Here is a 26,426-nt window from a genome sequence, read left to right on the forward strand (position 1 = left end):
CTGTGTGAATTTATGGAGTATGATTTCGAAGCGATTTAGGTACAAAGTCAAATGCAAAAATAATAAGGAAATGCATTATGAAAGTTGAGCTAACGGCAATTGAAGCACGAGTTATTGGTTGCTTGATCGAAAAAGAAGTCACTACCCCAGATCTTTACCCCCTCAGCCTAAACGCATTAACCAACGCGTGTAATCAAAAAAGCAACCGTGATCCCGTGATGTCACTCTCTGAGTCAGACGTTCTCGATGCCGTTGATGCTCTTATTGAGCGCAGGCTCGTCAGTGACGAAAGTGCGTTCAACAGCCGCGTCAGCAAGTATCAACACCGTTTCTGTAATACGGAATTTGGTGATTTAAAGCTGACAGAGCAGGAGAAAGGCATTGTATGCTGTATGCTTTTGCGCGGTGCTCAAACACCTGGGGAAATTCGTACTCGTACTAATCGTCTCGCGACATTTCATGATGTAAAAGAAGTGGAAACGGTCCTTGAGCATTTAGCAAGCGAAGAGAAAGGACCATTAGTGGTCAAATTACCACGTGAGGCTGGTAAGCGGGAGTCGCGTTATATGCATTTGTTCTGTGGTGATGTTGATGCGTCCGAACTTGCAGCGCCTGTGTCTGCTGCAAGATCGAGCTCCGATCGAGTAAGTCAGCTAGAGCTCGAAGTCGCTCAGCTGAAAGAAGAGCTGGATGAATTAAAAGCTAAGGTTGAGTCACTGCTTTCATGATGGAAAATACAACGCAGCGTTGGAGTGTCTACCTGATACGAAATAACCGCAACGCGTTGTATTGTGGTGTTACCAATGATGTTGAACGAAGATTCAATCAGCACCAAACCGGAAAAGGAGCGAAAGCTTTGAAGGGAAAAGGCCCTTTGATATTGGAATGGTCATCGGATTTTGAGTCAAAGACGCTTGCCATGCGAGCAGAGTACTATATTAAGCAACTAACTAAAGCGAAAAAAGAGCTGCTCGTTATGTCAAAAGCAAATATTGTCGTCGACGAACATCAACAAATGATGTTAGAGATAGTGGCACTCTGATAAGCCCTTGCTACGCAAAGATACACGGAAACCGCCTATGTCACATTGGCGGTTTCTTTTTGTTTTTGGAGTACCATGTAGGAATAAACTGACGCATAATGGGCTGGTGTTCTGTTTAAAGGGCCTGAATATGAAAAGCGCGAAATGTCTTTGCGTCATCGAGACAAAGGAAGCGACTCAATGTACTTTCATTTGCATCCACTCAGACCAAGAACTAATTTACTATTGAAACAGGCACTAAGAGGAAGGTAGATTACAAGAGTATAGGATGACTCGGCTAGGTAATGAATAGAGCTGAATTAGGCTCATAAAAAAGCTAAAAGAGCAGTAGATGAAAAAAGCGTTAGTATTCTCCCTGATTTCAATGGCCGCTTTTGCGCCGAATGTGCAGGCCACCCAAGTTCTTAATGGGTATTGGGCATATCAAGAGTTTTTAGACCAGTTTCCACAACAGAAGCAGCTAACTAGTGCGTTGGCTGAAGTGGTAAGAGAAACCCCTGTACCCGTAGCAAAAGACAAGAAGCGTCCACTGAAAATTTCTGTTGTTTATCCAGGGCAGCAGATCTCTGATTATTGGATTCGAAACATCGACGCGTTTGAAAAACGCCTAGATAAGCTTGATATCGACTATCAGCTAAATCAAGTGTTTACTCGTCCTAATGCAGATATAAAGCAGCAAAGTTTGTCTTTAATGGAGGCGCTGAAAAGCAACTCCGATTACTTGATCTTTACTCTAGATACCACAAGACATCGTAAGTTTGTTGAGCATGTCTTAGATTCAAAGAAAACCAAGTTAATTTTACAAAATATCACCACACCTGTCAGGGATTGGGAACATCATCAGCCGTTTCTTTATGTTGGTTTCGACCACGCAGAAGGAAGTCGTGAGTTGGCCGTTGAGTTTGGCAAGCGTTTCCCTAAACATAGCCACTATAGTGTTCTCTATTTCTCGGAGGGCTACATTAGTGACATCAGAGGCAACACTTTTATCAACCAAGTGAACCGCGATAACCAGTTTGAACTACAATCTGCTTACTACACCAAAGCAACAAAGCAATCTGGGTATGAAGCTGCAAAAGCCAGTTTGGAGAAGTATCCGGACGTTGATTTCATTTACGCGTGTTCTACCGATGTAGCATTAGGTGCTGTTGACGCTCTTAAAGAGTTAGGTCGTGACGATGTCATGATCAATGGTTGGGGCGGCGGTTCAGCAGAGTTAGAGGCGCTTTCTAAAGGGGAGTTAGACGTTACCGTTATGCGTATGAACGATGATACAGGTATTGCAATGGCTGAGGCCATTAAGTGGGATCTAGAAGGAAAGCCAGTTCCCACCGTTTACTCTGGTGATTTTGAAGTCGTTACCAAATCGGACTCTCCAGAAAGAATTGAAGCATTAAGAAAACGTGCATTTAGATACTCAGATAATTGATGACAACTACATCAAAAACAAGAAAGCGTCGCTCACTGTCGACGCTTATTACCAAAATAATTATTCTCGTACTTGCTCCGATCATTCTAGGCATCTTTGTTCAGAGTTATTACTTCTCGAAGCAGATTATTTGGCAGGAAGTCGACCGAACCAAGCAGCAGACCTCTGCCCTGATCCTGAACATTTTTGATAGCCATTTTGCAGCGATTCAGATTCATCACAACAGCAATTCGAAAAGTGATGTTGTATTGGATTTTTATACAGAACGTGATGAAGAGGCACTCAATTACTTTTTCATGAGTATTGACCAGAGTGATCCTTCCCATACACCGGAGTTTCGTTTCCTAACCGATCATCAAGGTATTATTTGGGACGATGGCAACGCGCATTTCTATGGCATCAACAACCTGATACTTAGCCGACTTGCCAGTCAGGTGACCTTTAGCAACAACTGGTATTATCTACCCTCACAGACCCCGATGGGAACTCGCCATCTGTTACTTCGTCGCGTACCCGTTTTACAACCTAAAACCGGTGAAGTGATGGGGTACTCTTACAATGTTGTTGTTTTAGATAATAACTTTGGGTTGATGGAAAGGTTAAAAAATGAAGGCAACGTCGACAATGTTGTGTTGGTCGCTAACAACACACCATTGGCAAGCTCATTAGTAGGAGATGAGGCTTATCAAATATTTGACGTACTCAAACGACGAGAGTCCCAGCACAAGCTTGACCAATTATTGATCATCAAAACCCCTATTGAGGTAAATGCCGCCGAGACTGACTTGTGCTTGCTTACTGTGCAAGACAATCAGAGCGTGGTGACATTGCAAATCCAACACCTGCTAGCAATGCTAGCCTCAGTTATCGGTATGGTCATGATTGCGCTGATGACTAAAGAATGGATCGAGAATCGAGTAGTTGAAGAGTTAGGATCCCTGATGGCATATACTCGCTCGGCTCGTGAAGAAAAAGGATTTGAGCGTTTTGAGGGGTCAGATATTGAGGAATTCGATCATATTGGTTCGACACTAGAAAACACTTTTGAAGAGCTTGAAGCACAAAAGCGGTCTTTCCGCGACCTGTTTAACTTTGCATTATCACCTATTATGGTGTGGTCTGAATCGGGTGTACTTGTCCAAATCAATCCGGCAGCACGCAAAGAGTTAGTCATGGAAAACGATGTTGAAACCATGCCCCCAGTGTTCAAAGGTTTCAAAGAAAAGTTGATGCCACACCTTCGCATGGCGGCTCAGGGAGCTACGTTGACAGGCGTTAATGTGCCAATTGGAGACAAAGTATATCGCTGGAACTTATCGCCGATTCGAGTTGATGGAGATATTAGCGGTATTATTGTTCAAGGTCAGGATATAACCACGCTTATTGAGGCGGAAAAACAGAGTAACTTGGCGCGCAAAGAAGCAGAAAAATCTGCTCAAGCCCGTGCCGACTTTCTGGCTAAAATGAGCCATGAGATCCGCACGCCAATCAATGGAATTTTAGGGGTTGCTCAATTGCTAAAAGACTCTGTGGAAACAGAAGAGCAGAATAACCAAATTGACGTACTTCGACATAGTGGTGAGCACTTACTTGCTGTTTTGAATGATATTTTGGACTTTTCGAAGATTGAGCAGGGTAAGTTTAATATCCAAAAGCACCCGTTTTCTTTCACTGATACAATTCGAACGTTAGAAAACATTTATCGTCCTATTTGTGAAAGTAAAGGCGTCAACCTTGTCATTGAAAACAAAATAGATCCCAATGTTGAAATCTTTACTGACCAAGTTCGTCTGAACCAAATTTTATTCAACCTAGTCAGTAATTCTGTGAAGTTTACGCCCTCGGGTAGCGTGCGCTTGCATGCGGAACTGGAGCAGTTCTATGGTGCTGACAATAGCGTGCTGGTCGTGGAAATTACGGATACAGGTATCGGCATCGAGTCTGACAAACTCGACCAAATGTTCGAACCGTTTGTTCAAGAAGAAGCAACAACGACTCGAGAATACGGTGGTAGTGGCTTAGGGCTGACCATTGTGAAGAGCCTTGTCGACATGCTGGAAGGTGATGTTCAAGTCCGCAGTCAGAAAGGTTTAGGAACGACTTTTGTCATTACAATGCCAGTGAAAGATCGTGAGCGAGTACTCACCCCTCTTGATTCGAGTTTGCGAGTTAAGCCAGGTGAACTATTTGCAGAGAGTCTCAAAGTGTTGTTGGTAGAGGATAACCATACTAACGCATTCATTCTAAAAGCGTTTTGTAACAAGTACAAAATGCAGGTTGATTGGGCGAAAGATGGGTTAGAAGCAATGGAATTCTTAAAAGATCATACTTACGATTTGATACTGATGGACAACCAACTTCCGCATCTTGGTGGAATTGAAACGACCAAAGAGATCCGACAAAAGCTAAAACTAGGCACGCCAATTTATGCGTGTACTGCTGACACCGCGAAAGAAACCAGTGACGCCTTTATGGAATCGGGTGCAAATTACGTGCTTCTCAAGCCGATTAAAGAAAATGCGCTCCATGAAGCATTTGTGGATTTTAAACAGCGGTTCTTAGTCGAGCGAACATGAATAATTGGCTCACTACGAGATAACCCAATTATTCATTATCTGAAAAGCACAACACCATGACTGCGGGTTGTGCTTTTTTGTATCTGACCCTTTTACTCTTATACAAATCAGACTTTATTGGTCTCGACGTTTGTTGTGTACATCGCTGCATTTCAAGTTCAAACATAGTGTTGTGTTACTTAGATTTCTGCCCCTTCACTGACACACCCAACGTGATTTCAATCACAAAAAGATATTTACTTAGCGTGCTAACTATTTTATATTACTTAGCACGCTAAGTAATTGAGTAGATCTTATGATTCAAGACATCAACAGTTTGCGAGACCTTTCTCTGGCTGAAAAATTATCTCGTGTTGCTCGTTTGTGGAAAATGGTTGCAGATCGCGAGTTAGAGCCTTTAAACCTAACGTATCCGCGTTGGACTGCGTTATGGAAGCTTTATCGAATGGGTGACAACATCAGTCAGAAGCATTTGGCTGAAGCGCTTGAGATCGAGTTAGCGTCGTTGATGCGAACATTAAAATTATTAGAAGAGCAATCTCTGATCGTTCGCCATTGCTGTGAACACGATAAGCGAGCACGTATTGTTAGCCTCACAGAAGAGGGGAAAACCCTACTAAAGCAAATGGAGGCTCGAATTCTTCAAGTTCGAAGCAAGCTCCTAACGGACATCAACGACCAGGAACTTCAGCAGCTTTCATTGATTCTTGATCAGATTGCTCACAATGCGCTTGATTCACTTAGCGAATAAGTCAGAAAACCGAATAAAAAGAGAAGTAAACGCCTATGACTCCAGATCAAAAATTCGCACGTTGGATCAAATATTCTTGCGTCGCGTTTGTCCTTGTCTTTGCCTATTTTCTAGTTGCAGATCTCGCCATGCCGTTGACGCCTCAGGCAATGGCAACGCGTGTGGTAACTAAAGTGGCCCCCCGTGTGAGTGGGCAGATTACGCATCTTTATGTTGCCAACAACCAAGAAATAAGCCAAGGCGATCTACTATTTCAGATTGATCCCCAGCCTTATCAGCTCGCCGTAGAAAAGGCTCAACTTAACCTTGAGCGTGTGATTCAAAACAACGAACAACTTGATGCTTCTATTGCTGCGGCAAAAGCAGACGTTGAAGCGAGCAAAATCGTGGCGGAACAAAAAGTTCGCGAAGCAAAACGTCTTAATACCCTGTTTCACCGTAATGGTACTTCGCAACAGCAGCGCGATGACGCACAGAGCAGTGCAACGGCAGCTAAAGCGAACTTACTGGCCGCACGTGCTCGTTTAAAAGAGTTGGAAGTAAACCGCGGTGATTTAGGCGCGACGAATGTGAATATCCGCGTAGCGCAAAACCAGCTAAAACAAGCGGAACTTAATCTGTCTTACACTCAAGTCTCGGCGGAACATGATGGCGTTGTCGCTAACTTGCAGCTGGAGACGGGGGCCTATGCGGCAGCTGGTACACCTCTTGTCGCTTTAGTCTCCGATGACGTGGATATCATTGCCGACTTTCGTGAAAAGAGTTTACGACACTTTAATCAGAACAGCCGTGCGTTAGTGGCTTTTGATAGCTTACCTGGTGATGTATTTGAAGCTCGTATTACGAGTGTGGATGCCGGGGTCAGCTCGGGTCAATTCGATGCGGATGGTCGCTTAGCAACACCAACTGACTCAAACCGTTGGGTGAGAGACGCGCAGCGCTTACGTTTACATTTAGCTATCGATGAACCTCAGCAGCGCGCATTTCCAGCAGGGGCACGAGCAACCGTGCAGTTGTTGCCAGAAAACGCATTATCTGGTTGGTTAGCGAGGTGCCAGATCCAATTCTTGAGTCTTCTTCATTATATTTATTAACGAGGAGGCGATATGAAGTTATGGGACCACCCCATGTCGGAAAACGACTTCCGTCAGTGTTTGCGCATTGCAACTGGTGCGACCATTGGTTTCACTTTATGTAAAGTATTTGGTTGGAACTATGGCGTATTCTTTACTGTAACCCCGATGCTGTTACTTGGAATGGTGCCAGTCATGAGTCTACATGCCGCACGACAACTGATTTTTTCAGCGGTTGTGTGTGGATTAGAAGTTGGTGTGCTTGGTGGGTTATTTGGTGGGCACCCAGGCATGATGACAATCATTGCATTCGGGTTGTTCCTGTATAAATTCGCCTGTATGTCAAAAGGGAGCTTATTCTTATTTGGAGCGAACAGCGTACTGAGCTTAAGCATCATGCTGCACTTTGCGAGTTATCCAACCACTGACTTAAATGACCTAATATTTAGCAACCTGCAAGCGAATGTTATTTCAGTGATCGTTGCTTATGTGGTGACATTTTTGATTCCCGATGCGGAACCTCGTCAGCCACCAGCGAAACCGTCGCAGCCTAAACAGAGTCATCGAATGCGTCATGAAGCCCTTATGGGGGCGAGTATCGCTACAATGTCTTTCCTTGTATTCCAGCTATTTGACCTCAGTGACTCTATGTCTGCTCAGGCGACAACCTTACTTTTATTGTTTCCTATGCATTGGAACGGTGCTTTAGGGTATGCGCGAAAAAGAGCAATGGGGACCTTGATGGGGGTGACCTTTGGTATTGTCGGACAACTTGTATTATACGATTGGTCGGATACCTTATTGTTTATCGTCCCATTGCTTTGGATTGGTGCGATGATGTTCAGCTATATGCACGTGAAAGAGTCTAGCGGTTCGGGAGCCGGATTTGGCGGCTTAACCACATTAGGCATTTTGTTCGGCCAATATCTTACTCCGGATGGTGACTTAATGTTCAGTGCGCTGTATCGCGTGAGCAGTATTTTGTTTGCTATTGTTGCGACGCTGCTTGTGACCTATACGGTTCACAGAATACTCAACAGCTTTGAGGCGACGCGCTTTAGCGAGCAGTAAGTTCAGACGTTACTGGTTAGAAAGGATTGCTCCAGTAACTCTGTTTTTAGTTCGTGAGTCATCGCAATGGGACTGGCAAACTTAATTCCAACTACCCATCCCTTCACCAATTTCTTAATGTTGGCAATGACACATCGATTTTCTTCTCCGATATAGTGGCTTAACGGGCATTCGATGGTAACACTCTCACCCACGTTGAATTCGGGCTCAATCAAGGTTGATATACCAACACCTGCTAGAGAAAAATCGATAAGGCTACCGTCGTAGACATTCCCTGCATGAATAACGTTACAGTCCATTTGCAACTTGTAACGCTCATGTTCCCGAACTGGTTTGGTTGCAAATGTTCCTGGAATGCGGATAAACAAAAGGGGGGATGGTCGAACGGTCGTCGTCAGCACGCTGGACTTAAACGCAATGACATGGCCTAACTCCGTATCTGATACTCCACGCACGATGACATCGGCGTTGGGGAGTTTCCTCATCACTTGCTCTTCAAGCAAACGCATTGGTATATCAAGAATCAAATAAGCATTTTCTTTCATCCCAAGATAGGTGGTGGAATACGTATATTGATCCTTAGGCCCAAATTCGAAATTAGTAGAAAGTTTCATTCCCGGTTTGAGAAACCTATGCAGTTCATCTTTAGTATGAGTGGCTGGCATCACATTGGCGTTTTAATTTTTAGTTAAGCTGAGGCTATCAAAACGCCATTTTGTTATTCAAGATAGTAAGGCATAAGTTTTTGTAAAATCATCGCTATCTGTGAAGTGGTGGGCGATAAGTTTGGTTCATTCCACCTTTCATAAAGATTTGGCTTGCCACAATACTGCCGCATGTGACCAACATCAGCGCTAACCAAGTGAGAGAATCTGGTTGTTCACCAAAAATTGGAACGGCAAGAAGTGTCGCGACGACTGGAGTTAATGAACCAAAAGCTGCGCTGGCTTCGGCACCGATGATCCTAATTGCATAAATGAAAGTGAAAGAAGCGATTAAACCTGCGCCAACACCTTGTAGCATCGCGTGGCCAAATAACTCCTCCCATGGCCACTGGCTGAACGGTGTTACCACCAAATAACTGTCTACCCACCCGAAACCAACGGCGATGATGAGCAGAGCCAAAGACGCAATTGCAACGAATCCTGCACAGACGTGTGCATTAAGATTGGCGACACGAGCGCTGATGGTGAAAGCAGCCCACATGATGCTGCCAGTTAGAAACAGGATATGCCCTTGTAATTGAGACCAGTTGTACTCTGCGCCGCTATTAGAAAGAAGGAATACGAAAATCCCTAACAACACCGTAGAGAGCCCGATTAAGCGGTGAGCACTCGGCGACTGTTGATAACAAAGTACCGCGATAGCAGAAACAAACAATGGCAAAGTGCCAGGTACTAATGCACTGCCGTGCGCCACGGGAGCGAAATGCATAGCCGTTCCGACGACCAGAAGATAGGGAAGGCCGCTTCCAACCACAACACCAACCAGGTAGCGTTTAGGCACGACGCGCAGCGACTGTTTATGCTTAATCACAAATGGTAATAAAATTATACTTGGGATGAGAAAGCGAACTAACGCGATATCGGCTGGCTGCAAGGCAGAAATTGCGCCCCCTTTTAAAGAAATAAAGAAACCAGACCAAAGCAGTAAGGTCGTTAATATAGCTGCGTATCCCAAGATCATTATCGACATATCCATTTGTAAATGATGTGTTAATTGTTGAATAAAACTCTTGCCAAAGGGAGGCAAAGTTTGACGTAATTAGGCTTGATGTTGGTGATAAATTGCGTATAAATGTTAATTATTAGTGATTAAAGGCACGGAAGAATAAATGGATAAAATTGACAGGCAACTTATCAGCCTAATGCAGAAGGATGCCACTTTGACAACTGCAGAACTTGCTGACCAAGTAGGGCTATCTGCATCACCTTGTGCAAGGCGCATTAAGCGTTTGGAGCAGGAAGGTGTAATTAGTGGTTATCGAGCTATTGTGTCCAGAGACACCGTAGGCATCGCGATGACTGTATTTGTTGAAGTGAGTTTAAATAACCACCAAGCTTCTTCGATTGATGAGTTTGAACATGCCGTTGTTGAGATGGATGAAGTGATCTCATGCCATGTCGTATCAGGGGCCTATGATTACCTGTTAGAGGTGGTCAGTAAAGATCTCGCTGGTTATGAAACATTTACTAGAAAGTTACAGCGATTAGAAAATGTGAAAGATATTCATACCCACCTGGCGATTAGACAAGTGAAAGGAAATGGCAGTTTGCCGATTTATGCATAAGAAAGATGAAATTTTTCGATAGACTTAAGATTGCCCACTATCATCGAAAGCGATATAGACAGTTTGGTAAAGACAGAGCCCGAACTCTGGGATGGGCAGATAAGTATAGTCAGATCAGCCGTTTTGAGGCGTTGTGCCGAGGGTTAACGTTAGACGGTTCAAGTATTTTAGATATTGGGTGCGGCTACGGAGACTTGTTAGCGTTTATCGAACTTATGGGGGGCTTCCTCAAAGCTATATTGGCATTGATCAGCAAAAACAGTTTATCTCTGAAGCCAGAAAACGAGATTTTCGTACGCAAAGTAAGTTTATATGTGGCGACTTTTCAACGTTGGTATTGCCTCGTTGCGACTTTGTTTTTGCTTCCGGAGCATTGAACTATCAATCCACCAACCCAAATCACACCATTGAAATGATTGAGAAAATGTACCGAGCGACAGAGAAAGGTTGTGTGTTTAACTTGTTGGATGAATCCAAACTACCCAGCATGAAAATGTTAGCGTCGCACAATAAAGAAGGTGTCTTTCGCTATTGTCGGTTGCTGTGTCCGAATACACGATTGATTGAGGGGTACTCCGAGCACGACTTTACGATTGCCATGATCAAAAAAGCGAAGTCCGTTTCCTGACTCCGCTTAATAAATTCTTAAGCCTTATTGGTTTTTGTATTGTGAGATTTCACAGTTACCTGTGTATCTATCAACCTTGAATGAGAAAGCGGCTGAATGGTATTCCCTCCCATCACTCCATATTGTTTCTCCGAAGATTTTACACAGATCCAAATCACTGATTGAACCGAACTCTTTTACGTGCCTAACTACTGACAAAAACTTGGCTTTGGTAGCATTAGGATATTCCCTGTTACTTAATCGATTGATAACCATGTTTGTAGCATCATCTCCAGCCAAATGTGACTTTTTATTAAATTTTATTAATGGCTAAACTAACCAAAAAATGTCCATAAGTAAAGCATTAATGTGACGTATGTCTCTATAAATTGATTGTCTTGGTCATGGTTTAGTCAAGTTTGTCAAAGGGAACAATCCCATTATTTACATTTGATATCATTCACGACTAAGGAAAGATAAAAAGTACGAATAACGTCCAATATTGGAGTGAAAAAACCACATCGTCTATTCAAAACTGGCTCTGTTTTTACTTCGAAACATCTTGAGCGTATTGAAGCGCTCGAGCTTCTTTATCATAGACTTGTGACAGAGTTTGATATTGGGAAGAGAGGCGCTTGTAATCTTCAGCAAGTTCCAAAGCGTTGGTGTTATACCATTCCGCAGTTATTTGATTGACGGTTTTGTTTGACTCGCGGCACTTTTGGGCCAGGATCTCCCACCCATTAGCTGACCATTGGGATTGTGTGCTCAATTTAAGCAGCTGATTCGCTTTAGTTGTGAGCTCTTCTTTGTATTGAATCGATGCTTTTAATTGCGCTTTGAACACATTTTGGTTCGACTTGGCACGCCAAAGTAGCACGAGCTCATGCAGTGAAAAGGTGTCGGACAATAACTGACGCTGTTTATGTTCGGTTAAAAGTGTATTGAATACCTCAACATGCTGATTGTAATTGGACTCTAAACGATTGAATTGGGTAAGATTGTCATTCCACGACGATGGGTTACATTGAATATTGGCGTGCCCCGTTATCGGGAACAGAAGAAATAGTAGTATCCAATTGAGTCTGTTGATCATTATTGCTCGCGTTAGTTGACCTGCTCTTTTGAGTATATACCCAAATTTCTACGACATGCGTGCTGCTGGTGGGATAAGAATAAAGAATGAAAAGGAAAAGGGCATGAAGAAAATTCTCGTCGCATTGATTGTCATGCTGTTGCTCGGCGGAGCGGGGGCTGGATACTATTTCTTCTTTATGCAGAAAGATGAACCTGAAGCACCAAAGGCTACACAAGTCGAGCAATCGTCACTGCAAAAAGAAACATCCAAACCGATTCTGGATTTAGAAGCCGTTCCCCCGGAAGTTACTGAGTACTACGTTATTGAGCGTCGTGTCAATGTTTACAACAAGCCTAACCCTAATGCTTTAGTTGTCGATACGCTCTATAAGGGAGAAAAAGTATCGGTGTTAGAAAAAGTAGATGGGTGGTACCGAATCTCCGGCTATCTTGTCTATGAAGAGGGTGGAGAAGAAAAAGCCGAATGGTTGAATGCTGAAGGGTTATCTGATGCAGAGCCAGTTATTAAAGAGCAAGAGCGCTTAGAGATATTGGATGAATACCTACAGAAGTCGGATGATTTAAAAGTTCACTTGGATATTTTCCGTAAGAAAACACAGCAATTGTTAGACGATGAAACCTGTGATCCGAGTGATTTTGAGGAGCTCGGAGGCTGGGTTCGTTCTGTGACGTTCAAAAAGCGCAACGTTTACTTCATCTATTGTGGCGGTTTGGAGCAAGAGAACAAGATCTACTTAGATGTTGATAAGGGCGATATTTTTTATCGATAACTCACCACCAATTACACTAGTTTTCTAAAGACGTTTTGATAAATGCAATAACGATGCAAACCTGAAATCAGAGATTTATAACTTTTTAGTTGTGAACCATAATCAATAGGAATACTATCAACGAGTCAAGTGACCTAACTTGGCTCTTTGTGTTTTTAGTGAGTTCCTATGCCTTGGATTTACCTTAGAAAGTTGATTTTGCTGCTATTTGCAATGGTATTGCTACCAGTGCATGTATCTGCTGCGCAAATCGATCACAAGGCTCACGTACCGCACTTTTCTAAGCTACAACCTTTTGTAGCCGTAAGTGTATCGCCAAACTCTTCCGTCGATTTTTCTGAAGTTTCAGAAGAAAGCTCTCAATCTCCAGTATCTGAAGGCCATGCAAGTCTCGATTCCGTTGCTTTGTTTAACTCTCAGCGCTGGACGTCTTACTTACGGGAAGGGCTTGATGACGAGCACGTAGATTTTGTCGGCGATCTCACTACTCCGTTTTACGCTGATGCGGGTTACGCATACAGCTTGATGGACATTAACTGGCGTCACAACCAGTCCACATTTTATCATTTCACAAGCGATCATCGCATTTCTGGTTGGAAAGAGACCAATGCCATGTACGTCGCACTCAATAGTCAGTTTTCTGCCTAAACACCATCTATTTGCACCATTGTGCACTCTTAACACGACGATTGTATTCGACAGGACGTGAGCGTTCTGAGCATTTCATACCCTGAATTTATTCTGGGAGCATCTGTCGTGTGTTAAGCCTTGTTATTAAAAGCTTCACTTCATTGTGAAGGGATGATGTTTACATGAAAAAAACACCAAAGCAGCAAAAGAACAGAAAGCTGATGAATCACTACTCAGCTTGGAAATATGTCGTATTAATCACGACGGTCATTATTTTAACCCTAAGTGCTATACCAACTTGGTTTGGCGAACAGCCTTCTATCCAGTTGACGTTTGCGGATCAAAACAACAGTGAAATGTCGGTTGTTCATCTGAATCAACTGCTAAAAACCAACCATATTTCAGCCGACAAAATCATCGAAAAAGACGGCAAAACAACCATTGTATTCGATGGTGAAGATGCGCAAAGTAAAGCTCGTGCGTTGTTAAACAAAGAGCTAAATAAAGACGACAGCATCACTTTCTCATACGTATCGGTTGCGCCAGAATGGTTGAATGAGATGGGCTTTAGCCCAATTAAACTCGGTCTTGATCTTCGTGGTGGCGTTCAGTTCTTGTTGAATGTTGATGTGAATAAAGCGTTTGAAGAGCAACGTGATGCGTTGATTGATGAAATCAAAGCGAATCTGCGTGATCAACGTGTTCGTGGTGTGCAAGTTCGAGCAGAAAGCGGCAACCGAATTACGGTAAACAGTGACAGCGAGCAAGCATTGTCGGAAGTAAACAAGTTCTTGCGTCAAAACTACCCGGGCTGGATTTCAAAAAGTTCATCTCGTGGCTTTGTGCTTGAACCGAGTGAACAAAATATCCAAGAATTTCAATCGTCGACTCTTCAACAAAACCTGAAGATCATGCGTGGTCGTATTGAAGAACTTGGTATCACAGAAGCACTAGTGCAACGCCAAGGTAAAGAGAGCATTCGAATTGAGCTCCCTGGTGTACAAGATCCTGCTCAAGCGAAAAACGTTATTGGTGCAACAGCAAGCTTGGCGTTTTATGAAGTGAAAGATGCGAGCCAAGCACACAGCAGCCAAGATCTTGTTCTTCAAGATAATGACGGTCGTACTGTGATTTTGGCAAAACGACCAGTTCTAACGGGCGAGCACATCGTGAACGCTCGTGCTGGTGTCGACAAAATGGGCATGTCAGAGGTAAATATTTCTCTTGACCACGCTGGTGGTAAGAAAATGAGTGACTTCTCAGCAACTCACATCGGCAAGCCAATGGCGACCGTTTACCGTGAATACAAAACAAACGATCGCGGTGTAACTGAGCGTAGTGAGCGCGTTATCAGCGTCGCGACTATTCAATCTCAGCTTGGTAGCCAGTTCCGTATTACTGGGGCAGGTAGCATGGACGATGCGCAGCAGTTGGCGCTATTGCTTCGCGCGGGGTCACTGACCGCGCCGGTTACTATTGTGGAAGAGCGAACAATCGGTGCTTCTCTGGGGGCAGAAAACATTGAAAACGGTTTTGCAGCACTGGCTTTAGGTATGGGACTAACACTGACCTTTATGGCACTTTGGTACCGCCGCTTAGGTTGGGTAGCAAACGTGGCGCTTTGTGCCAACATGCTTTGTTTGCTTGGCTTAATCGCCTTGTTACCAGGAGCGGTTCTAACGCTTCCGGGTATTGCCGGTTTAGTGTTAACCGTCGGTATGGCAGTAGACACCAACGTTATTATCTTTGAACGTATTAAGGACAAAATGCGTGAAGGCCGCAGCTTCGCTCAAGCGATTGATCTTGGCTTTGACAGCGCATTCTCGACCATCCTTGATGCCAACATTACTACCATGATCACCGCCGTGATTTTGTACGCCATCGGTAATGGCCCAATCCAAGGCTTTGCCTTAACACTCGGATTAGGTTTGTTAACCAGTATGTTTACAGGCGTATTTGCCTCTCGAGCAATGATCAATTTAATTTGGGGCCGCGATGCCCGTCGTGATGTGAGGGTTTAATCATGGTCGAAATGCTAAAACAAAATATTCGTAAAATTCGCTACTTTACTACGCTAGTTTCCATCATTTTAACGGTGATCGCGATCGTCGCTCTAGGCTTTAAAGGGTTGAACCTAGGTTTGGACTTCACTGGCGGTATGGTGACAGAAGTAAAGGTAGATAAGCAGCTAACTAACCATGATCTGCTTGACGTTCTGCAACCAAAGCTTGGTGAATCTGCGTCAGTGACACGCTCTGGTGAAGATGGCCGTTGGGTGATTCGTTACTCTGCGCCGGAAGATGGACAAACGTTGCCAAGTGTAGAAGAGGTGTTGAAGCCAATCTCTCACCAAGTTGATGTTGTCAGCAACAGTATAGTTGGCGCTCAAGTTGGCCAAGACTTGTTTGAACAAGGTGGCTTAGCATTGTTGATTTGTGTGTTGAGTATTCTCGGTTACTTGTGTTTCCGTTTTGAGTGGCGTTTGGCCAGTGGTTCACTGTTTGCTTTGGCCCATGATGTGATCTTAGTGCTTGGTTTTTTTGCAGTTACTCAAATGGAGTTCAACTTAACCGTTTTTGCAGCGGTGTTAGCAATTTTAGGTTACTCATTGAATGACTCTATCATCATTGCAGACCGAATCCGTGAGCTGTTGATTGCGAAACAGAGTTGGAAAACAGAAGACATCAATGACCAAGCTGTTATCGCGACGTTTTCACGCACTATGGTGACATCTGGTACGACATTGATCACTGTTGGTGCATTATGGATTATGGGAGGAGCGCCTTTGGCTGGTTTCTCAACCGCCATGTTTATTGGCGTTCTGTCGGGGACATGGTCTTCGATTTCGATTGGTACTGTGCTGCCTGAGTGGTTGAAACTGGAGCCGAAACATTATCTTCCAGTTGAGATCGACGCTGCGCCGTAGCATTATTTTTAAGGTAAAAGTGCTTGCGCCACTCATCTTGAGTGGCGCTTTTTTGTGCTTATTTCACGCGCATCAAGCGATGTTTCACAAGTCCCAAGTCGAACTCTAAGACTTGTGAGCGCTTCATTGCTTCGACTTTATTCAACATTGGCTCTTGGTAGCCTTTCTTCTTCATCCACTGAAGAGGTACAGAGAAAGCATCTTCATTAACGACATAAGACTCGCCTTTATGCTCACCGCTATAGACGTTCACAACCCAAACTCGGGCTTGAAAGTCCAATACTTCACCCATGACTTTAGCTATTTTATTCAGAATATTTTTCATTGTTTCCAGTTTGCCTTAGCTTAGTAGCAACCAGACACCAACTCCCATCATTAAAGTGCCTGCGATACGGTTCATTAGACGTACATTCTTAGACTGACCTAATACGTGTTTCAACCCTTTACCACCAGTAGCGTACAGAGACATGCAAATGAACTCAAACAGTAAAATAATGGAGACAAGTATGATCAGTTGCGGTGCAAGCGCTGCGTTTTGGTCTATAAAAGGCGGTAAAAGAGAAATCATAAATGCCCAGCCTTTTGGGTTTGCGATTGCGGTAACGAAGCCTTGCATGATCAGTGCGATATTGTCACTCTTTGGTGTTTCTAAGTTGTCGACATTAATCGCAAGTTTCCCTCGCGATCGCCACATTTCAACTCCAAGATAGAGTAAATAACCGCCACCAATGAACTTTAACGCGATAAACATCCAAGGATAATTGAGCATAATCGCAGCGATACCTAACACCGCAGAGACTGACACCAGCGCAACACCGAGAAGCTCTCCTATCATCATCCATAACGTGCGACGATAACCGATACTCATACCTAACGTTAGGGCGAGAGTCATGCACATACCAGGCGTGATTGAGACAAAAAAGAAAGTAGGGATGAACATACTGAGCAATGCAAGATTCATATCTGTTGATGATTTAGTGATTAAAGAGAAGCCACAAAGATAGTGCAAAGTGGAAAAGGATGCTACTACAAAGCGAACGATTACTTTCACTAGTAGCTAGTTGATGTTCTTCGAATATATAAATTTAAAATGAAATTATATTTTAATCTATGCGTCATAATAGTGCGTATTGCACCAGTATGAGACAAGCTCTTATATCATTTTTAGATTAAATATATTTAACTTATTATATTTTATCGGTATTAATCATCACTGTATTAAAATAATCGAATTGATAACTAAATTATCATTAAATGCAGTAATTAAATGATATGTTTGATAATTATTTTTACTGATAATTGAATTATTATTCTAATCTCAAGTTTGTTGTAATCATATAGGCTTAAAATTCAGATCTTAAATCATGACATAATGTAACGTCTACCATTCTGTATGTAAGTGCATGATATTTAATAATTATGTTTCTATTTCTGTTGGTGTGGCTTTTGTGGAAGTGTGATTTAAAACAATGGCTTATGTAAAATTAACCATTTTATAACATTTCACGGGTAATGAGATCTAAATCAATCTTATGCAATTGGGTGAGTTTTTTATTTGAAATGTAATATTTCTAGGTTAACTTAAAATAAAGGCAGCACGGGATTGGTTGTCAAAAGAATAAATAAACACGTCAGTTGGTGAACTATTTCATCAGTGTATTAAGTTTGCTTTTTAAATGCCGTTAAGAATGGAGTCTTCAATGAAGAAAGTCGCTTTGATCACTGGATCAAAAGGCGGAATTGGTTCTGCTATTTCCTCTCAATTAGTCAATGACGGTTACCGTGTAATCGCTACTTATTTCACAGGTAACTACGAATGTGCGCTGGAGTGGTTCAACAGCAAAGGGTTTACCAAAGATCAGGTTCGCCTTTTTGAGTTGGATGTAACAAACACGACAGAGTGTGCAGAGAAATTGGCGCAATTGCTTGGGGAGGAAGGAACCATTGATGTTGTTGTCAACAACGCAGGAATTACACGTGATGGCGTGTTTAAAAAGATGACTGCGCAAGCTTGGAATGATGTCATCAATACCAACCTCAATAGTTTATTCAACGTTACGCAACCCCTCTTTGCTGCAATGTGCGAAAAAGGCGGTGGTCGTGTCATCAATATCTCTTCAGTCAATGGTCTTAAAGGGCAGTTTGGTCAAGCAAACTACTCGGCGGCGAAAGCTGGGATGATCGGTTTCTCTAAAGCCCTAGCATACGAAGGTGCTCGCTCGGGTGTAACAGTTAATGTTATCGCGCCGGGTTACACGGGTACGCCAATGGTTGAGCAAATGAAGCCAGAAGTGCTGGAATCTATCACGAACCAAATTCCAATGAAACGTCTTGCGACACCAGAAGAAATTGCAGCATCAGTGAGCTTCTTGGTCAGCGATGCGGGCGCCTATATCACCGGAGAGACTTTGTCGGTGAACGGCGGCCTATACATGCACTAAGGAGATAAGATGATGGAAAAAGTATTTATCGTAGCGGCGAAGCGTACCCCAATCGGCGCTTTTGGTGGCAGCCTGAAAAATACTTCTGCTGGCGATCTGGCAGCAGTAGCGATTAAAGGCGCGTTGGAGGCGGCAAAGTTGCCTGGCGACAAGGTTGACGAAGTGATTGTTGGCAACGTTGTTGGTGCAGGTCAAGGAATGGGTGTTGGCCGCCAAGCGGCACTGTTTGCGGGGATTCCTGAATCTGTTCCTGCATATGGCGTAAACATGGTTTGCGGTAGTGGCATGAAAACGGTCATGGATGCCGTGTCCCATATCCGTAGTGGCGATGCTGAGATCGTTGTTGCAGCGGGTGTTGAAGTCATGTCTCAGATTCCGTTTGCCGCACCAAGCAGCATTCGTGATGGCAACAAAATGGGCAATCTGGAGCTAAAAGATCTGCTTGTAGCGGACGGTTTAACCGATGTTTACAACCAATATCACATGGGTGTGACGGCAGAAAACGTAGCAAAACAAATCGGCTTAACTCGCCAGCAGCAAGACGAATACGCGCTGTCTAGCCAACAGAAAGCGGTAGCCGCTATCGAAGCTGGCAAATTTCAAGACGAAATTGTGCCAGTGGAAGTAAAGCAACGCCGTGAAACCGTGATGTTTGATACGGATGAATACCCAAAAGCGAACGCGACAATGGAAGCCTTAAGCAAGCTACGTCCTGCTTTTGACCGCGAAGGCACTGTGACTGCAGGTAATGCATCAGGCATTAACGATGGCGCGAGTGCGATTATCGTGGCGTCTGAAAGCGCAGTTAAAGCGCATGGATTAACGCCGCTTGCTGAGATCGTAAGCTATGCGCAATCGGGTCTTGATCCGAAGATCATGGGCCTAGGTCCTGTTGAGTCGGTCAATAAAGCACTCGAAAAAGCGGAACTCACAGTAAATGACATTGACGTTTACGAGTTAAACGAAGCATTTGCAGCGCAAGCACTTGGCGTGATTCATCAGTTGGCGGAAACAAACCAAGTTCCAGTTAACGCGATTCAAGATAAAGCGAACTTTAACGGTGGTGCTATCGCGCTAGGACACCCGCTTGGTGCATCTGGCAACCGAATCTTAGTCACGCTGGTTCACGAGCTTCATAAGCAAAATGGTCAATATGGCGTTGCTTCACTTTGTGTGGGCGGCGGCATGGGCACGGCTGTGGTTGTAAAGACAGTTAAGTAATTATTTAAACGGACATTTTTAATTCTTTCTCTAGGAGACAAACCATGTACACAGATTTCTTCAAAACATTTAGCGATCAAACTGAAAAAAATCTAGAACCTTACTTGAAGTTCAACAAGCTAGTGACAAAAAACGTAGAAGTGTTGACCGAGCTTCAATTGAACGCCATTCGCACATACAGTGAAGTGGGTCTAAACCAGATGAAAGCAGCGACAGAAATCAAAGACGTAACGTCATTGACTGCTTTCAACAGTCAGCAACTAAGCGTACTTACTAAACTTTCTCAACAAATGATGGATGACAGCAACAAGCTTCAAGCGATTGCAAAAGAGTTCAAAGATGACGTTGAGAAAATGACTTCGGAAAATCTAAAGACTGTTACTCCAGCGTAATTTGTCCGATTCTCGCCGCCCCTAGATTTGGGCGGCGTTGTTTTTTCCGAATATAGGAGTAAGACTATGTTTCAACACTTCTTTTCGGACTATCTTGTGAAGCTTCAGGAAACCAATCATCAGTGGTGGCATGATTTCGAAGTGAACAAGGCAGTCGTGAACTCTCCTTTAAACAAGGCCATGCAAGAAGTGAACTTTGAGGATACTGCCAAACTGTTCGAACAAGCTGCGAATCAGCCTGCTGCGATTTTAAAGCTGCAAGCACAGTGGTGGGAACAGCAGCTGCAAATTTGGCAGAATGTTGCATTGGCAGGGAACCAAGCACAAATCGTCGAAGCTGAAAAAGGGGATAAGCGTTTCTCAAACGAAGCGTGGCAAAATGAAGCCATGTATAGCTTCATCAAACAATCCTACCTTTTATTTAGTAAGACCTATCTGGACACCATCGAGTCTTTGGAAGGCTTAGATGAAAAGACGAAAGAACGTATTATTTTTTTCTCTCGCCAAGCCATTAACGCCCTTTCTCCTTCCAACTTCATCGCCACTAACCCAGAGCTTTTGAAGCTGACACTTGAGCAAAACGGTCAAAACTTACTGGCAGGCTTAGAGCAGTTGAAAGAAGACGTTGAGTCGAGCGCAGACATTTTAAAAATTCGTATGACGAATAACAATGCATTCCGTGTGGGCGATGACGTTGCGACGACACAGGGCAATGTGGTTTTTCAAAACGAATTGTTTGAGTTGATTCAATATCGACCTCTAACAGAGAAAGTGAATGCGACGCCGCTGCTCATCGTCCCACCTTTCATCAATAAATACTACATCCTTGATTTAACAGCAAAGAACTCAATGGTTCGATGGTTGTTAGAGCAGGGGCATAGTGTATTTATGATGTCTTGGCGTAACCCAGGCAAGGCACAAGCGCACATAGAGTTTGGTGACTACGTGACAGAAGGCGTAGTGAAAGCCGTCGCTGCAATTGAAGATATAACAGGACAAGAGCAAATCAATGCTGCTGGTTATTGTATCGGTGGTACTGTTTTAGCAAGCACGGTTGCCTACTACGCTGCAAAACGTATGAAGAAGCGCATTAAGTCTGCCACTTTCTTCACCACGTTGCTCGACTTCTCTCAACCAGGTGAAGTCGGCGCGTATATCAATGACACCATTGTTAGTGCAATTGAAGCGCAAAATAACGCAAAAGGGTATATGGACGGCCGTTCCTTAAGCGTGACGTTTAGTTTACTGCGTGAAAACAGCTTGTACTGGAACTACTACGTCGACAATTACTTGAAGGGTAACAGTCCGGTTGATTTCGACTTGTTGTACTGGAATAGCGATAGCACCAACGTCAGCGCTGCATCTCACAATTTCTTGCTTCGCGAGCTCTATTTAGAGAACAAGCTGGTGCAAGATAAAGGCGTCAAAATTGGTGGAGTATGGATTGATCTAAATAAGATCAAAATTCCTAGCTATTTTGTGTCAACGAAAGAAGACCACATTGCGTTATGGCAGGGAACTTACCGTGGTGCGCTGAACACGGGTGGTAACAAAACGTTTGTCCTCGGTGAATCTGGTCATATTGCGGGCATCGTGAACCCTCCAGCTAAAAATAAGTATGGTTATTGGTTGAACGATAATTTGGATGACTCTGCTGATGAGTGGTTGAATAACGCGGAACACAAAGAGGGATCGTGGTGGACACACTGGAACGAGTGGTTACTCCAATTCAACCCTAAAGAGCAAGTTGAGCCTTTCCCTATTGGCTCAGAAAACCATCCGGTTATTGATGAGGCGCCAGGACAATACGTCAAACAGGTTCTGCCAGTAAAAGAATCTTAAACGACTCCCTATAGCAGTAAATCTTAGCGGCCTTTATGGTCGCTTTTTTTATGTATGATTGCTTGTTTATTGTTGGCAAGTACCATTGATTAATAAATAAAAAGCGCCGAGCATTTGCTCGGCGCTCAGTGTCAACAAATAGGCTAGTTGACGAGTAGAGATGCGTTACGTTACACCTCTTTATCCTTACCAAATGACAGCAGCCAGAGAGAGATTGCTGCTACCGCCACAAAGCCGGAAAGAATAATCACTGGCATAGCACTGTAGCCAAGGATATGCCAAATTACAGATTCTAATGTACTCATGGTAAGTCTCCTTAGTGCCAGCCTTCAACGCCGCTCATGTCTGGTAGTTTGTGCGCAATACCTTTGTGACAGTCTACACATGTTTTCTCGCCTGAAGCTAGAGCGGTGGAGTGTTGTTCTGCCGCACGTGATCCTTGCTGAGAGTAATCCATGAAATCAAACTCATGACAGTTACGACATTCAAGAGAGTCATTCTTTTTCATACGTGCCCACTCTCGTTCTGCGAGGTGTCCACGACGCTCTTGGAACTTCTCTGGCGTATCGATCGTCTTCGTTACGAAGTGTGCAAATAGCTCTTTAGATGCCTGTACTTTACGAACGATCTTATCCGTCCATTCATGAGGAACGTGACAGTCTGAACAAATCGCACGAACACCAGAACGGTTGGAGTAGTGAATTGTTTCTTGAATTTCAGCAACGATCGGCGCGTGACAGCCAGAACAGAATTCTTCTGTGTTGGTTGCTTCCATACCTGTGTTGAATGCGCCCCAAAATAGAAGGCCACCAGCGAAGCCTAGAAATAAAACCACACCAGCGGCAGCTTTACTCGGGCTCGACAGTCTCTTCCAAAACGCTTTAAGTATTTTCATAAGTAACCTCTTAGTACTCGCGTTTCAATTACTGAAGCGAATCGACTGCCTTAAACTCGTTTTCCACTAGTGGTTTTGCATCCGTTTGTGGAACGTGACATTGCAAACAGAAGTAACGACGAGGAGACATATCTGCCAGTACCGCATCTTCTCTGTTTACATAGTGCGTTACGCTAATTTTAGTCGCACCTGACTCTTTTGCATTTTTCCAGCTATGGCATGCAAGACACTTGTTAGCATTTAACGAAATTTCGTAGTGACGAATGCTGTGTGGGATCAACGGTGGTTGATAAACATAGCTGTCTTCAACAATTTGATCTTTAGGGAAGTCTTTGAACTCGTCTGCTGGACGCGTATCTTCCAATTGAGACATTCCACGTAAAGATTCTAGACCACCAATACCACCTGGATTATCCAACTCAGCTTGCGCAATGCCTGTCACTAACGCACCTACAGATAAAACTGCGACAAGTAATTTTTTCATCATTTCATCTCCGCCTTTATGGCTTAAATTCTTTATTAGGCCGCCATAATGACGGCCGTAGCATTCAGTATCTGAAGGTTAAGCAATCTTAGTGATTTTGACTGGGCACTTCTTAAAGTCTGTCTGTTTAGACAGTGGATCAGTCGCATCTAGGATAAGCTTGTTAATCAAAATACGTGCATCAAAGAACGGTACGAATACCAAACCTTTTGGCGGACGGTTACGACCGCGAGTTTCAACACGAACGCGTACTTCACCGCGTTTGTTTGCCATGAGTACTTCTTCACCACGACGAACATTGCGTGCTTTTGCGTCTTCTGGGTGCATGTAACACACTGCGTCTGGTACTGCTTTGTATAATTCAGGTACACGACGAGTCATGGTGCCTGTGTGCCAATGCTCAAGAACACGACCAGTACATAACCACATATCAAATTCATCGTTCGGTACTTCTGGTGGCGCTTCGTATGGCGCGGAAATGATCTTCGCTTTGCCGTCAGCATTGCCGTAGAAGTCCCAACCAGAACCTTCTTTCGCGTATGGGTCTGAACCTTCTTTAAAGCGCCACTGTGTTTCCTTACCATCAACAACAGGCCAACGTAGACCACGCACTTGGTGGTAGCGGTCGTATGGAGCCAAATCATGACCGTGACCACGGCCAAATGTTGCGTATTCCTCAAACAGACCTTTTTGAACATAGAAACCGAAGTGGTGAGCATCGTCATTCAGTTCACGAGCTTCTTCGATAGGGAATTTGTCGACGTTACCATTGCGGTAAAGTACATCGTACATTGTTTTACCACGGTATTGAGGCGCTTTCGCTAGAAGCTCTTCAGGCCACACTTCTTCCATTTTGAAGCGTTTCGAGAACTCCATTAGCTGCCAAAGGTCGGATTTTGCTTGACCGACCGTGCCCACTTGTTGGTACCAAGCTTGAGTACGACGCTCTGCGTTACCGTAAGCACCTTCTTTTTCAATCCACATTGCGGTAGGAAGAATAAGGTCTGCTGCTTGTGCTGTTGCTGTCGGGTATGGGTCAGACACAACGATGAAGTTTTCTGGGTTGCGGTAACCTGGAAGACGTTCTGTGTTGATGTTTGGACCGGCTTGCATGTTGTTGTTACATTGAACCCAGTAACAGTTCAGAACGCCGTCATTCAGCATACGGTCTTGCAATACGGCGTGGAAGCCAGGTTTTGGTGGAATCGTACCTTCTGGCAGTTTCCAGATGTCTTCTGCAATCTTACGGTGTTTAGGGTTAGCAACCACCATGTCCGCTGGTAGGCGGTGAGCAAACGTACCAACCTCACGAGCGGTACCACATGCTGATGGTTGGCCCGTTAGTGAGAATGGGCTGTTCCCCGGAGTCGAGATCTTACCGGTTAGTAGGTGGATGTTGTAAACCAAGTTATTCATCCATACACCACGAGTATGCTGGTTCATACCCATCGTCCATAGAGACATTACTTTCGTGTTTGGATCCGCGTATTGCTTCGCAAGCTCGATAAGCTTCTCTTTCTCAACACCAGAGATTTCAGATGCTTTCTCTACTGTGTATGGCGCTACTGATTTCTTGTACTCTTCGAATGAGATAGAAGTGAGTTTGCCAGAGTTCGGGTTCTTCGCTGCTTTTTGTAGCGGATCATCGTCACGTAGACCGTAGCCGATGTCAGTGTCTGCTTGAGTGAAGTTCGTGTGTTTGTTCACGAAGTCCCAGTTTACTGCATCGTTTTCGATGATGTAGTTTGCGATGAAGTTAGCAATTGCAAGGTCAGACTGAGGATTGAAAATGTAGCCGTGGTCTGCCAACTCAAATGAACGATGGTAGTAAGTAGAAAGCACGTTCACTTTAACGTGAGGGTGGCTTAGGCGGCGGTCAGTAATGCGAGTCCATAGAACCGGGTGCATCTCTGCCATGTTTGAGCCCCAAAGAACGAAAGCGTCTGCGTTCTCGAAGTCATCGTAACAACCCATTGGCTCATCGATACCGAATGCGCGCATGAAACCTACAACGGCAGAAGCCATACAGTGACGAGCGTTTGGATCAATGTTGTTTGATCGGAAGCCTGCTTTCATTAACTTTGACGCAGCGTAGCCTTCCATTACTGTCCATTGGCCTGAGCCAAACATACCTACGCTTGTTGGGCCTTTTTTCTCGAGGGAAGCTTTCCATTTCTCAGCCATGATGTCGAAAGCGTCATCCCAAGAGATAGGTGTAAATTCACCATCTTTGTGGAATTTGCCATCTTTCATTCGTAGCATCGGTTGAGTTAGACGGTCTTGACCGTACATGATCTTAGAAAGGAAGTAACCTTTGATACAGTTCAGACCTTTGTTTACTGGTGCTTCTGGGTCACCCTGTGTTGCTACCACTTTGCCGTTTTGAGTGCCAACAAGAACAGAACAGCCTGTACCACAGAAACGACAAGGTGCTTTGTCCCATGTGATTTTGGTTTGATCAGAGCTTGCAATCAGGTTGGCTGCAGATGCTGGTAGTGTCACACCTGCGACAGCAGCAGCTGATGCAGCCGCGTTTGCTTTCACAAACGCACGTCTTGTCATTTTCATACTTCACCCTCGATTTGGGAATGTTGTGTTCCAGTGTCTTCTTCATCCGTTTCTTCAAGCCCAGTTTCGATTTGGTGATAAACCAATACCGTGCTTAAGACGTTCGGTAAATTGTTAATGGCATCGATAGTGTCTGTGATGAAACCTTGGTTCTCAGTTTCAAGTACGACGATAATCTTGCCTTCAGGACTGTCACCATAGATTTCCGCATTTTCGTGTGCTTCTATCTTTTGTTTGATTTCGTCCAAATGTTCCGGCAGCACATGTACTACCAAACTTGAAATATGCACTTCATTTAGTGACATATAGCTCTCTCATTT

At 44.0% G+C, this 26,426-nt stretch carries 26 protein-coding genes and 1 pseudogene; 17 read left to right on the plus strand and 10 right to left on the minus strand.

What is annotated here, in order from left to right; genetic code table 11:
* Positions 1-77 precede the first annotated feature (77 nt).
* The 7 genes from R7E38_RS12325 (at position 78) to R7E38_RS12355 (ending at position 7,942) form a co-directional block, all read left to right on the plus strand.
* Positions 78-728 carry a YceH family protein gene (locus tag R7E38_RS12325; RefSeq protein WP_053349266.1) on the plus strand — a complete coding sequence of 217 codons (651 nt, stop codon included), beginning with the start codon at positions 78-80 and terminating at the stop codon, positions 726-728.
* The gene (locus tag R7E38_RS12330) at positions 725-1,042 is read left to right on the plus strand and encodes a GIY-YIG nuclease family protein (RefSeq protein ID WP_053349265.1); all 318 of its coding nucleotides are present in this window, start codon (positions 725-727) and stop codon (positions 1,040-1,042) included. Before R7E38_RS12325 ends, R7E38_RS12330 begins: the two co-directional genes overlap by 4 nt.
* Before the next feature lie 331 nt (positions 1,043-1,373).
* Positions 1,374-2,471 carry an autoinducer 2-binding periplasmic protein LuxP gene (locus R7E38_RS12335; protein ID WP_005385634.1) on the plus strand — a complete coding sequence of 366 codons (1,098 nt, stop codon included), beginning with the start codon at positions 1,374-1,376 and terminating at the stop codon, positions 2,469-2,471.
* A complete protein-coding gene (gene luxQ / locus R7E38_RS12340) occupies positions 2,471-5,047 on the plus strand; it encodes a quorum-sensing autoinducer 2 sensor kinase/phosphatase LuxQ (RefSeq protein ID WP_213914933.1) in 2,577 nt (858 codons plus the stop codon). The genes R7E38_RS12335 and luxQ overlap by 1 nt, the downstream gene beginning before the upstream one ends.
* A gap of 295 nt (positions 5,048-5,342) precedes the next feature.
* Positions 5,343-5,798, plus strand: a complete 456-nt coding sequence (slyA, locus tag R7E38_RS12345; RefSeq protein WP_017635177.1) for a transcriptional regulator SlyA — start codon at positions 5,343-5,345, stop codon at positions 5,796-5,798.
* Positions 5,799-5,833: 35 nt separating this feature from the next.
* A complete protein-coding gene (locus R7E38_RS12350) occupies positions 5,834-6,892 on the plus strand; it encodes an HlyD family secretion protein (RefSeq protein ID WP_005373588.1) in 1,059 nt (352 codons plus the stop codon).
* A 12-nt stretch (positions 6,893-6,904) separates the two neighbouring features.
* Positions 6,905-7,942, plus strand: a complete 1,038-nt coding sequence (locus R7E38_RS12355) for a DUF2955 domain-containing protein (protein WP_017635179.1) — start codon at positions 6,905-6,907, stop codon at positions 7,940-7,942.
* Positions 7,943-7,944: 2 nt separating this feature from the next.
* On the opposite strand, the gene R7E38_RS12360 is transcribed toward R7E38_RS12355, so the two are convergent.
* Both R7E38_RS12360 and R7E38_RS12365 read right to left on the minus strand, forming a co-directional pair.
* Positions 7,945-8,607, minus strand: a complete 663-nt coding sequence (locus R7E38_RS12360) for a flagellar brake protein (RefSeq protein WP_064369362.1) — start codon at positions 8,605-8,607, stop codon at positions 7,945-7,947.
* Between the two features lie 94 nt (positions 8,608-8,701).
* A complete protein-coding gene (locus tag R7E38_RS12365) occupies positions 8,702-9,628 on the minus strand; it encodes a DMT family transporter (protein WP_226083287.1) in 927 nt (308 codons plus the stop codon).
* A gap of 148 nt (positions 9,629-9,776) precedes the next feature.
* Here R7E38_RS12365 and R7E38_RS12370 point away from each other — a divergent pair, with 148 nt between their 5' ends.
* The gene (locus R7E38_RS12370) at positions 9,777-10,232 is read left to right on the plus strand and encodes an Lrp/AsnC family transcriptional regulator (RefSeq protein ID WP_213914932.1); all 456 of its coding nucleotides are present in this window, start codon (positions 9,777-9,779) and stop codon (positions 10,230-10,232) included.
* 5 nt (positions 10,233-10,237) lie between these two features.
* Positions 10,238-10,860 (plus strand): annotated as a pseudogene (locus R7E38_RS12375) (class I SAM-dependent methyltransferase).
* Positions 10,861-11,386: 526 nt separating this feature from the next.
* Here the strand turns inward: R7E38_RS12375 and R7E38_RS12385 are convergent.
* Positions 11,387-11,935: an ATPase gene (locus R7E38_RS12385; RefSeq protein ID WP_138940090.1), complete on the minus strand. Its 549-nt coding sequence runs from the start codon at positions 11,933-11,935 to the stop codon at positions 11,387-11,389.
* A gap of 103 nt (positions 11,936-12,038) precedes the next feature.
* Here R7E38_RS12385 and R7E38_RS12390 point away from each other — a divergent pair, with 103 nt between their 5' ends.
* From R7E38_RS12390 to secF, 4 genes are all read left to right on the plus strand, one after another.
* Complete coding sequence (locus R7E38_RS12390; protein ID WP_005385650.1) at positions 12,039-12,707, plus strand: SH3 domain-containing protein; 669 nt, start codon at positions 12,039-12,041, stop codon at positions 12,705-12,707.
* Between the two features lie 168 nt (positions 12,708-12,875).
* A complete protein-coding gene (locus tag R7E38_RS12395; RefSeq protein WP_005373572.1) occupies positions 12,876-13,355 on the plus strand; it encodes a hypothetical protein in 480 nt (159 codons plus the stop codon).
* A 164-nt stretch (positions 13,356-13,519) separates the two neighbouring features.
* Positions 13,520-15,358, plus strand: coding sequence for a protein translocase subunit SecD (secD, locus tag R7E38_RS12400; RefSeq protein WP_005373570.1), 1,839 nt, complete (start codon positions 13,520-13,522; stop codon positions 15,356-15,358).
* A 2-nt stretch (positions 15,359-15,360) separates the two neighbouring features.
* Positions 15,361-16,263: a protein translocase subunit SecF gene (gene secF / locus R7E38_RS12405; RefSeq protein ID WP_054577769.1), complete on the plus strand. Its 903-nt coding sequence runs from the start codon at positions 15,361-15,363 to the stop codon at positions 16,261-16,263.
* A 58-nt stretch (positions 16,264-16,321) separates the two neighbouring features.
* On the opposite strand, the gene R7E38_RS12410 is transcribed toward secF, so the two are convergent.
* Together R7E38_RS12410 and R7E38_RS12415 are read right to left on the minus strand one after the other, a co-directional pair.
* Positions 16,322-16,588, minus strand: coding sequence for a hypothetical protein (locus tag R7E38_RS12410; RefSeq protein WP_005373566.1), 267 nt, complete (start codon positions 16,586-16,588; stop codon positions 16,322-16,324).
* A gap of 15 nt (positions 16,589-16,603) precedes the next feature.
* The gene (locus tag R7E38_RS12415) at positions 16,604-17,224 is read right to left on the minus strand and encodes a LysE family translocator (RefSeq protein WP_021035942.1); all 621 of its coding nucleotides are present in this window, start codon (positions 17,222-17,224) and stop codon (positions 16,604-16,606) included.
* 739 nt (positions 17,225-17,963) lie between these two features.
* Here R7E38_RS12415 and R7E38_RS12420 point away from each other — a divergent pair.
* From R7E38_RS12420 to phaC, 4 genes are all read left to right on the plus strand, one after another.
* Positions 17,964-18,704 carry an SDR family oxidoreductase gene (locus R7E38_RS12420; RefSeq protein WP_005373555.1) on the plus strand — a complete coding sequence of 247 codons (741 nt, stop codon included), beginning with the start codon at positions 17,964-17,966 and terminating at the stop codon, positions 18,702-18,704.
* Between the two features lie 12 nt (positions 18,705-18,716).
* Complete coding sequence (locus tag R7E38_RS12425) at positions 18,717-19,925, plus strand: acetyl-CoA C-acetyltransferase (protein WP_031777157.1); 1,209 nt, start codon at positions 18,717-18,719, stop codon at positions 19,923-19,925.
* A gap of 44 nt (positions 19,926-19,969) precedes the next feature.
* A complete protein-coding gene (locus R7E38_RS12430; protein ID WP_226083286.1) occupies positions 19,970-20,317 on the plus strand; it encodes a phasin family protein in 348 nt (115 codons plus the stop codon).
* A 66-nt stretch (positions 20,318-20,383) separates the two neighbouring features.
* Positions 20,384-22,159 (plus strand): class I poly(R)-hydroxyalkanoic acid synthase, encoded by a 1,776-nt coding sequence (phaC, locus tag R7E38_RS12435; RefSeq protein WP_017819891.1) that lies wholly within the window; start codon positions 20,384-20,386, stop codon positions 22,157-22,159.
* A gap of 170 nt (positions 22,160-22,329) precedes the next feature.
* Here the strand turns inward: phaC and R7E38_RS12440 are convergent, their stop codons facing one another.
* The 5 genes from R7E38_RS12440 to R7E38_RS12460 all read right to left on the minus strand — a co-directional run bounded on the left by R7E38_RS12440 (position 22,330) and on the right by R7E38_RS12460 (position 26,411).
* Positions 22,330-22,464, minus strand: a complete 135-nt coding sequence (locus R7E38_RS12440) for a TIGR02808 family protein (protein ID WP_005373546.1) — start codon at positions 22,462-22,464, stop codon at positions 22,330-22,332.
* 11 nt (positions 22,465-22,475) lie between these two features.
* Positions 22,476-23,054 (minus strand): NapC/NirT family cytochrome c, encoded by a 579-nt coding sequence (locus R7E38_RS12445; RefSeq protein ID WP_005373542.1) that lies wholly within the window; start codon positions 23,052-23,054, stop codon positions 22,476-22,478.
* Positions 23,055-23,082: 28 nt separating this feature from the next.
* A complete protein-coding gene (locus R7E38_RS12450; protein ID WP_005389061.1) occupies positions 23,083-23,538 on the minus strand; it encodes a nitrate reductase cytochrome c-type subunit in 456 nt (151 codons plus the stop codon).
* A gap of 78 nt (positions 23,539-23,616) precedes the next feature.
* On the minus strand, positions 23,617-26,106 hold the full coding sequence (gene napA / locus R7E38_RS12455; protein ID WP_005389060.1) for a periplasmic nitrate reductase subunit alpha: 2,490 nt from the start codon (positions 26,104-26,106) through the stop codon (positions 23,617-23,619).
* On the minus strand, positions 26,103-26,411 hold the full coding sequence (locus tag R7E38_RS12460) for a chaperone NapD (protein WP_005373535.1): 309 nt from the start codon (positions 26,409-26,411) through the stop codon (positions 26,103-26,105). Before R7E38_RS12460 ends, napA begins: the two co-directional genes overlap by 4 nt.
* Between the last annotated feature and the right edge of the window lie 15 nt (positions 26,412-26,426).

The sequence above is a fragment of the Vibrio sp. Vb2131 genome (assembly GCF_033338535.1).
Lineage (GTDB): Bacteria > Pseudomonadota > Gammaproteobacteria > Enterobacterales > Vibrionaceae > Vibrio > Vibrio alginolyticus.

What these genes read in the sequence shown, in the direction of transcription:
- R7E38_RS12325 (WP_053349266.1), top strand. Translation starts at nt 78, where the DNA reads ATGAAAGTTGAGCTAACGGCAATTGAAGCACGAGTTATTGGTTGCTTG.
- R7E38_RS12330 (WP_053349265.1), top strand. Translation starts at nt 725, where the DNA reads ATGATGGAAAATACAACGCAGCGTTGGAGTGTCTACCTGATACGAAAT.
- R7E38_RS12335 (WP_005385634.1), top strand. Translation starts at nt 1,374, where the DNA reads ATGAAAAAAGCGTTAGTATTCTCCCTGATTTCAATGGCCGCTTTTGCG.
- luxQ (WP_213914933.1), top strand. Translation starts at nt 2,471, where the DNA reads ATGACAACTACATCAAAAACAAGAAAGCGTCGCTCACTGTCGACGCTT.
- slyA (WP_017635177.1), top strand. Translation starts at nt 5,343, where the DNA reads ATGATTCAAGACATCAACAGTTTGCGAGACCTTTCTCTGGCTGAAAAA.
- R7E38_RS12350 (WP_005373588.1), top strand. Translation starts at nt 5,834, where the DNA reads ATGACTCCAGATCAAAAATTCGCACGTTGGATCAAATATTCTTGCGTC.
- R7E38_RS12355 (WP_017635179.1), top strand. Translation starts at nt 6,905, where the DNA reads ATGAAGTTATGGGACCACCCCATGTCGGAAAACGACTTCCGTCAGTGT.
- R7E38_RS12360 (WP_064369362.1), bottom strand. Translation starts at nt 8,607, where the DNA reads ATGCCAGCCACTCATACTAAAGATGAACTGCATAGGTTTCTCAAACCG.
- R7E38_RS12365 (WP_226083287.1), bottom strand. Translation starts at nt 9,628, where the DNA reads ATGATCTTGGGATACGCAGCTATATTAACGACCTTACTGCTTTGGTCT.
- R7E38_RS12370 (WP_213914932.1), top strand. Translation starts at nt 9,777, where the DNA reads ATGGATAAAATTGACAGGCAACTTATCAGCCTAATGCAGAAGGATGCC.
- R7E38_RS12385 (WP_138940090.1), bottom strand. Translation starts at nt 11,935, where the DNA reads ATGATCAACAGACTCAATTGGATACTACTATTTCTTCTGTTCCCGATA.
- R7E38_RS12390 (WP_005385650.1), top strand. Translation starts at nt 12,039, where the DNA reads ATGAAGAAAATTCTCGTCGCATTGATTGTCATGCTGTTGCTCGGCGGA.
- R7E38_RS12395 (WP_005373572.1), top strand. Translation starts at nt 12,876, where the DNA reads ATGCCTTGGATTTACCTTAGAAAGTTGATTTTGCTGCTATTTGCAATG.
- secD (WP_005373570.1), top strand. Translation starts at nt 13,520, where the DNA reads ATGAAAAAAACACCAAAGCAGCAAAAGAACAGAAAGCTGATGAATCAC.
- secF (WP_054577769.1), top strand. Translation starts at nt 15,361, where the DNA reads ATGGTCGAAATGCTAAAACAAAATATTCGTAAAATTCGCTACTTTACT.
- R7E38_RS12410 (WP_005373566.1), bottom strand. Translation starts at nt 16,588, where the DNA reads ATGAAAAATATTCTGAATAAAATAGCTAAAGTCATGGGTGAAGTATTG.
- R7E38_RS12415 (WP_021035942.1), bottom strand. Translation starts at nt 17,224, where the DNA reads ATGAATCTTGCATTGCTCAGTATGTTCATCCCTACTTTCTTTTTTGTC.
- R7E38_RS12420 (WP_005373555.1), top strand. Translation starts at nt 17,964, where the DNA reads ATGAAGAAAGTCGCTTTGATCACTGGATCAAAAGGCGGAATTGGTTCT.
- R7E38_RS12425 (WP_031777157.1), top strand. Translation starts at nt 18,717, where the DNA reads ATGGAAAAAGTATTTATCGTAGCGGCGAAGCGTACCCCAATCGGCGCT.
- R7E38_RS12430 (WP_226083286.1), top strand. Translation starts at nt 19,970, where the DNA reads ATGTACACAGATTTCTTCAAAACATTTAGCGATCAAACTGAAAAAAAT.
- phaC (WP_017819891.1), top strand. Translation starts at nt 20,384, where the DNA reads ATGTTTCAACACTTCTTTTCGGACTATCTTGTGAAGCTTCAGGAAACC.
- R7E38_RS12440 (WP_005373546.1), bottom strand. Translation starts at nt 22,464, where the DNA reads ATGAGTACATTAGAATCTGTAATTTGGCATATCCTTGGCTACAGTGCT.
- R7E38_RS12445 (WP_005373542.1), bottom strand. Translation starts at nt 23,054, where the DNA reads ATGAAAATACTTAAAGCGTTTTGGAAGAGACTGTCGAGCCCGAGTAAA.
- R7E38_RS12450 (WP_005389061.1), bottom strand. Translation starts at nt 23,538, where the DNA reads ATGAAAAAATTACTTGTCGCAGTTTTATCTGTAGGTGCGTTAGTGACA.
- napA (WP_005389060.1), bottom strand. Translation starts at nt 26,106, where the DNA reads ATGAAAATGACAAGACGTGCGTTTGTGAAAGCAAACGCGGCTGCATCA.
- R7E38_RS12460 (WP_005373535.1), bottom strand. Translation starts at nt 26,411, where the DNA reads ATGTCACTAAATGAAGTGCATATTTCAAGTTTGGTAGTACATGTGCTG.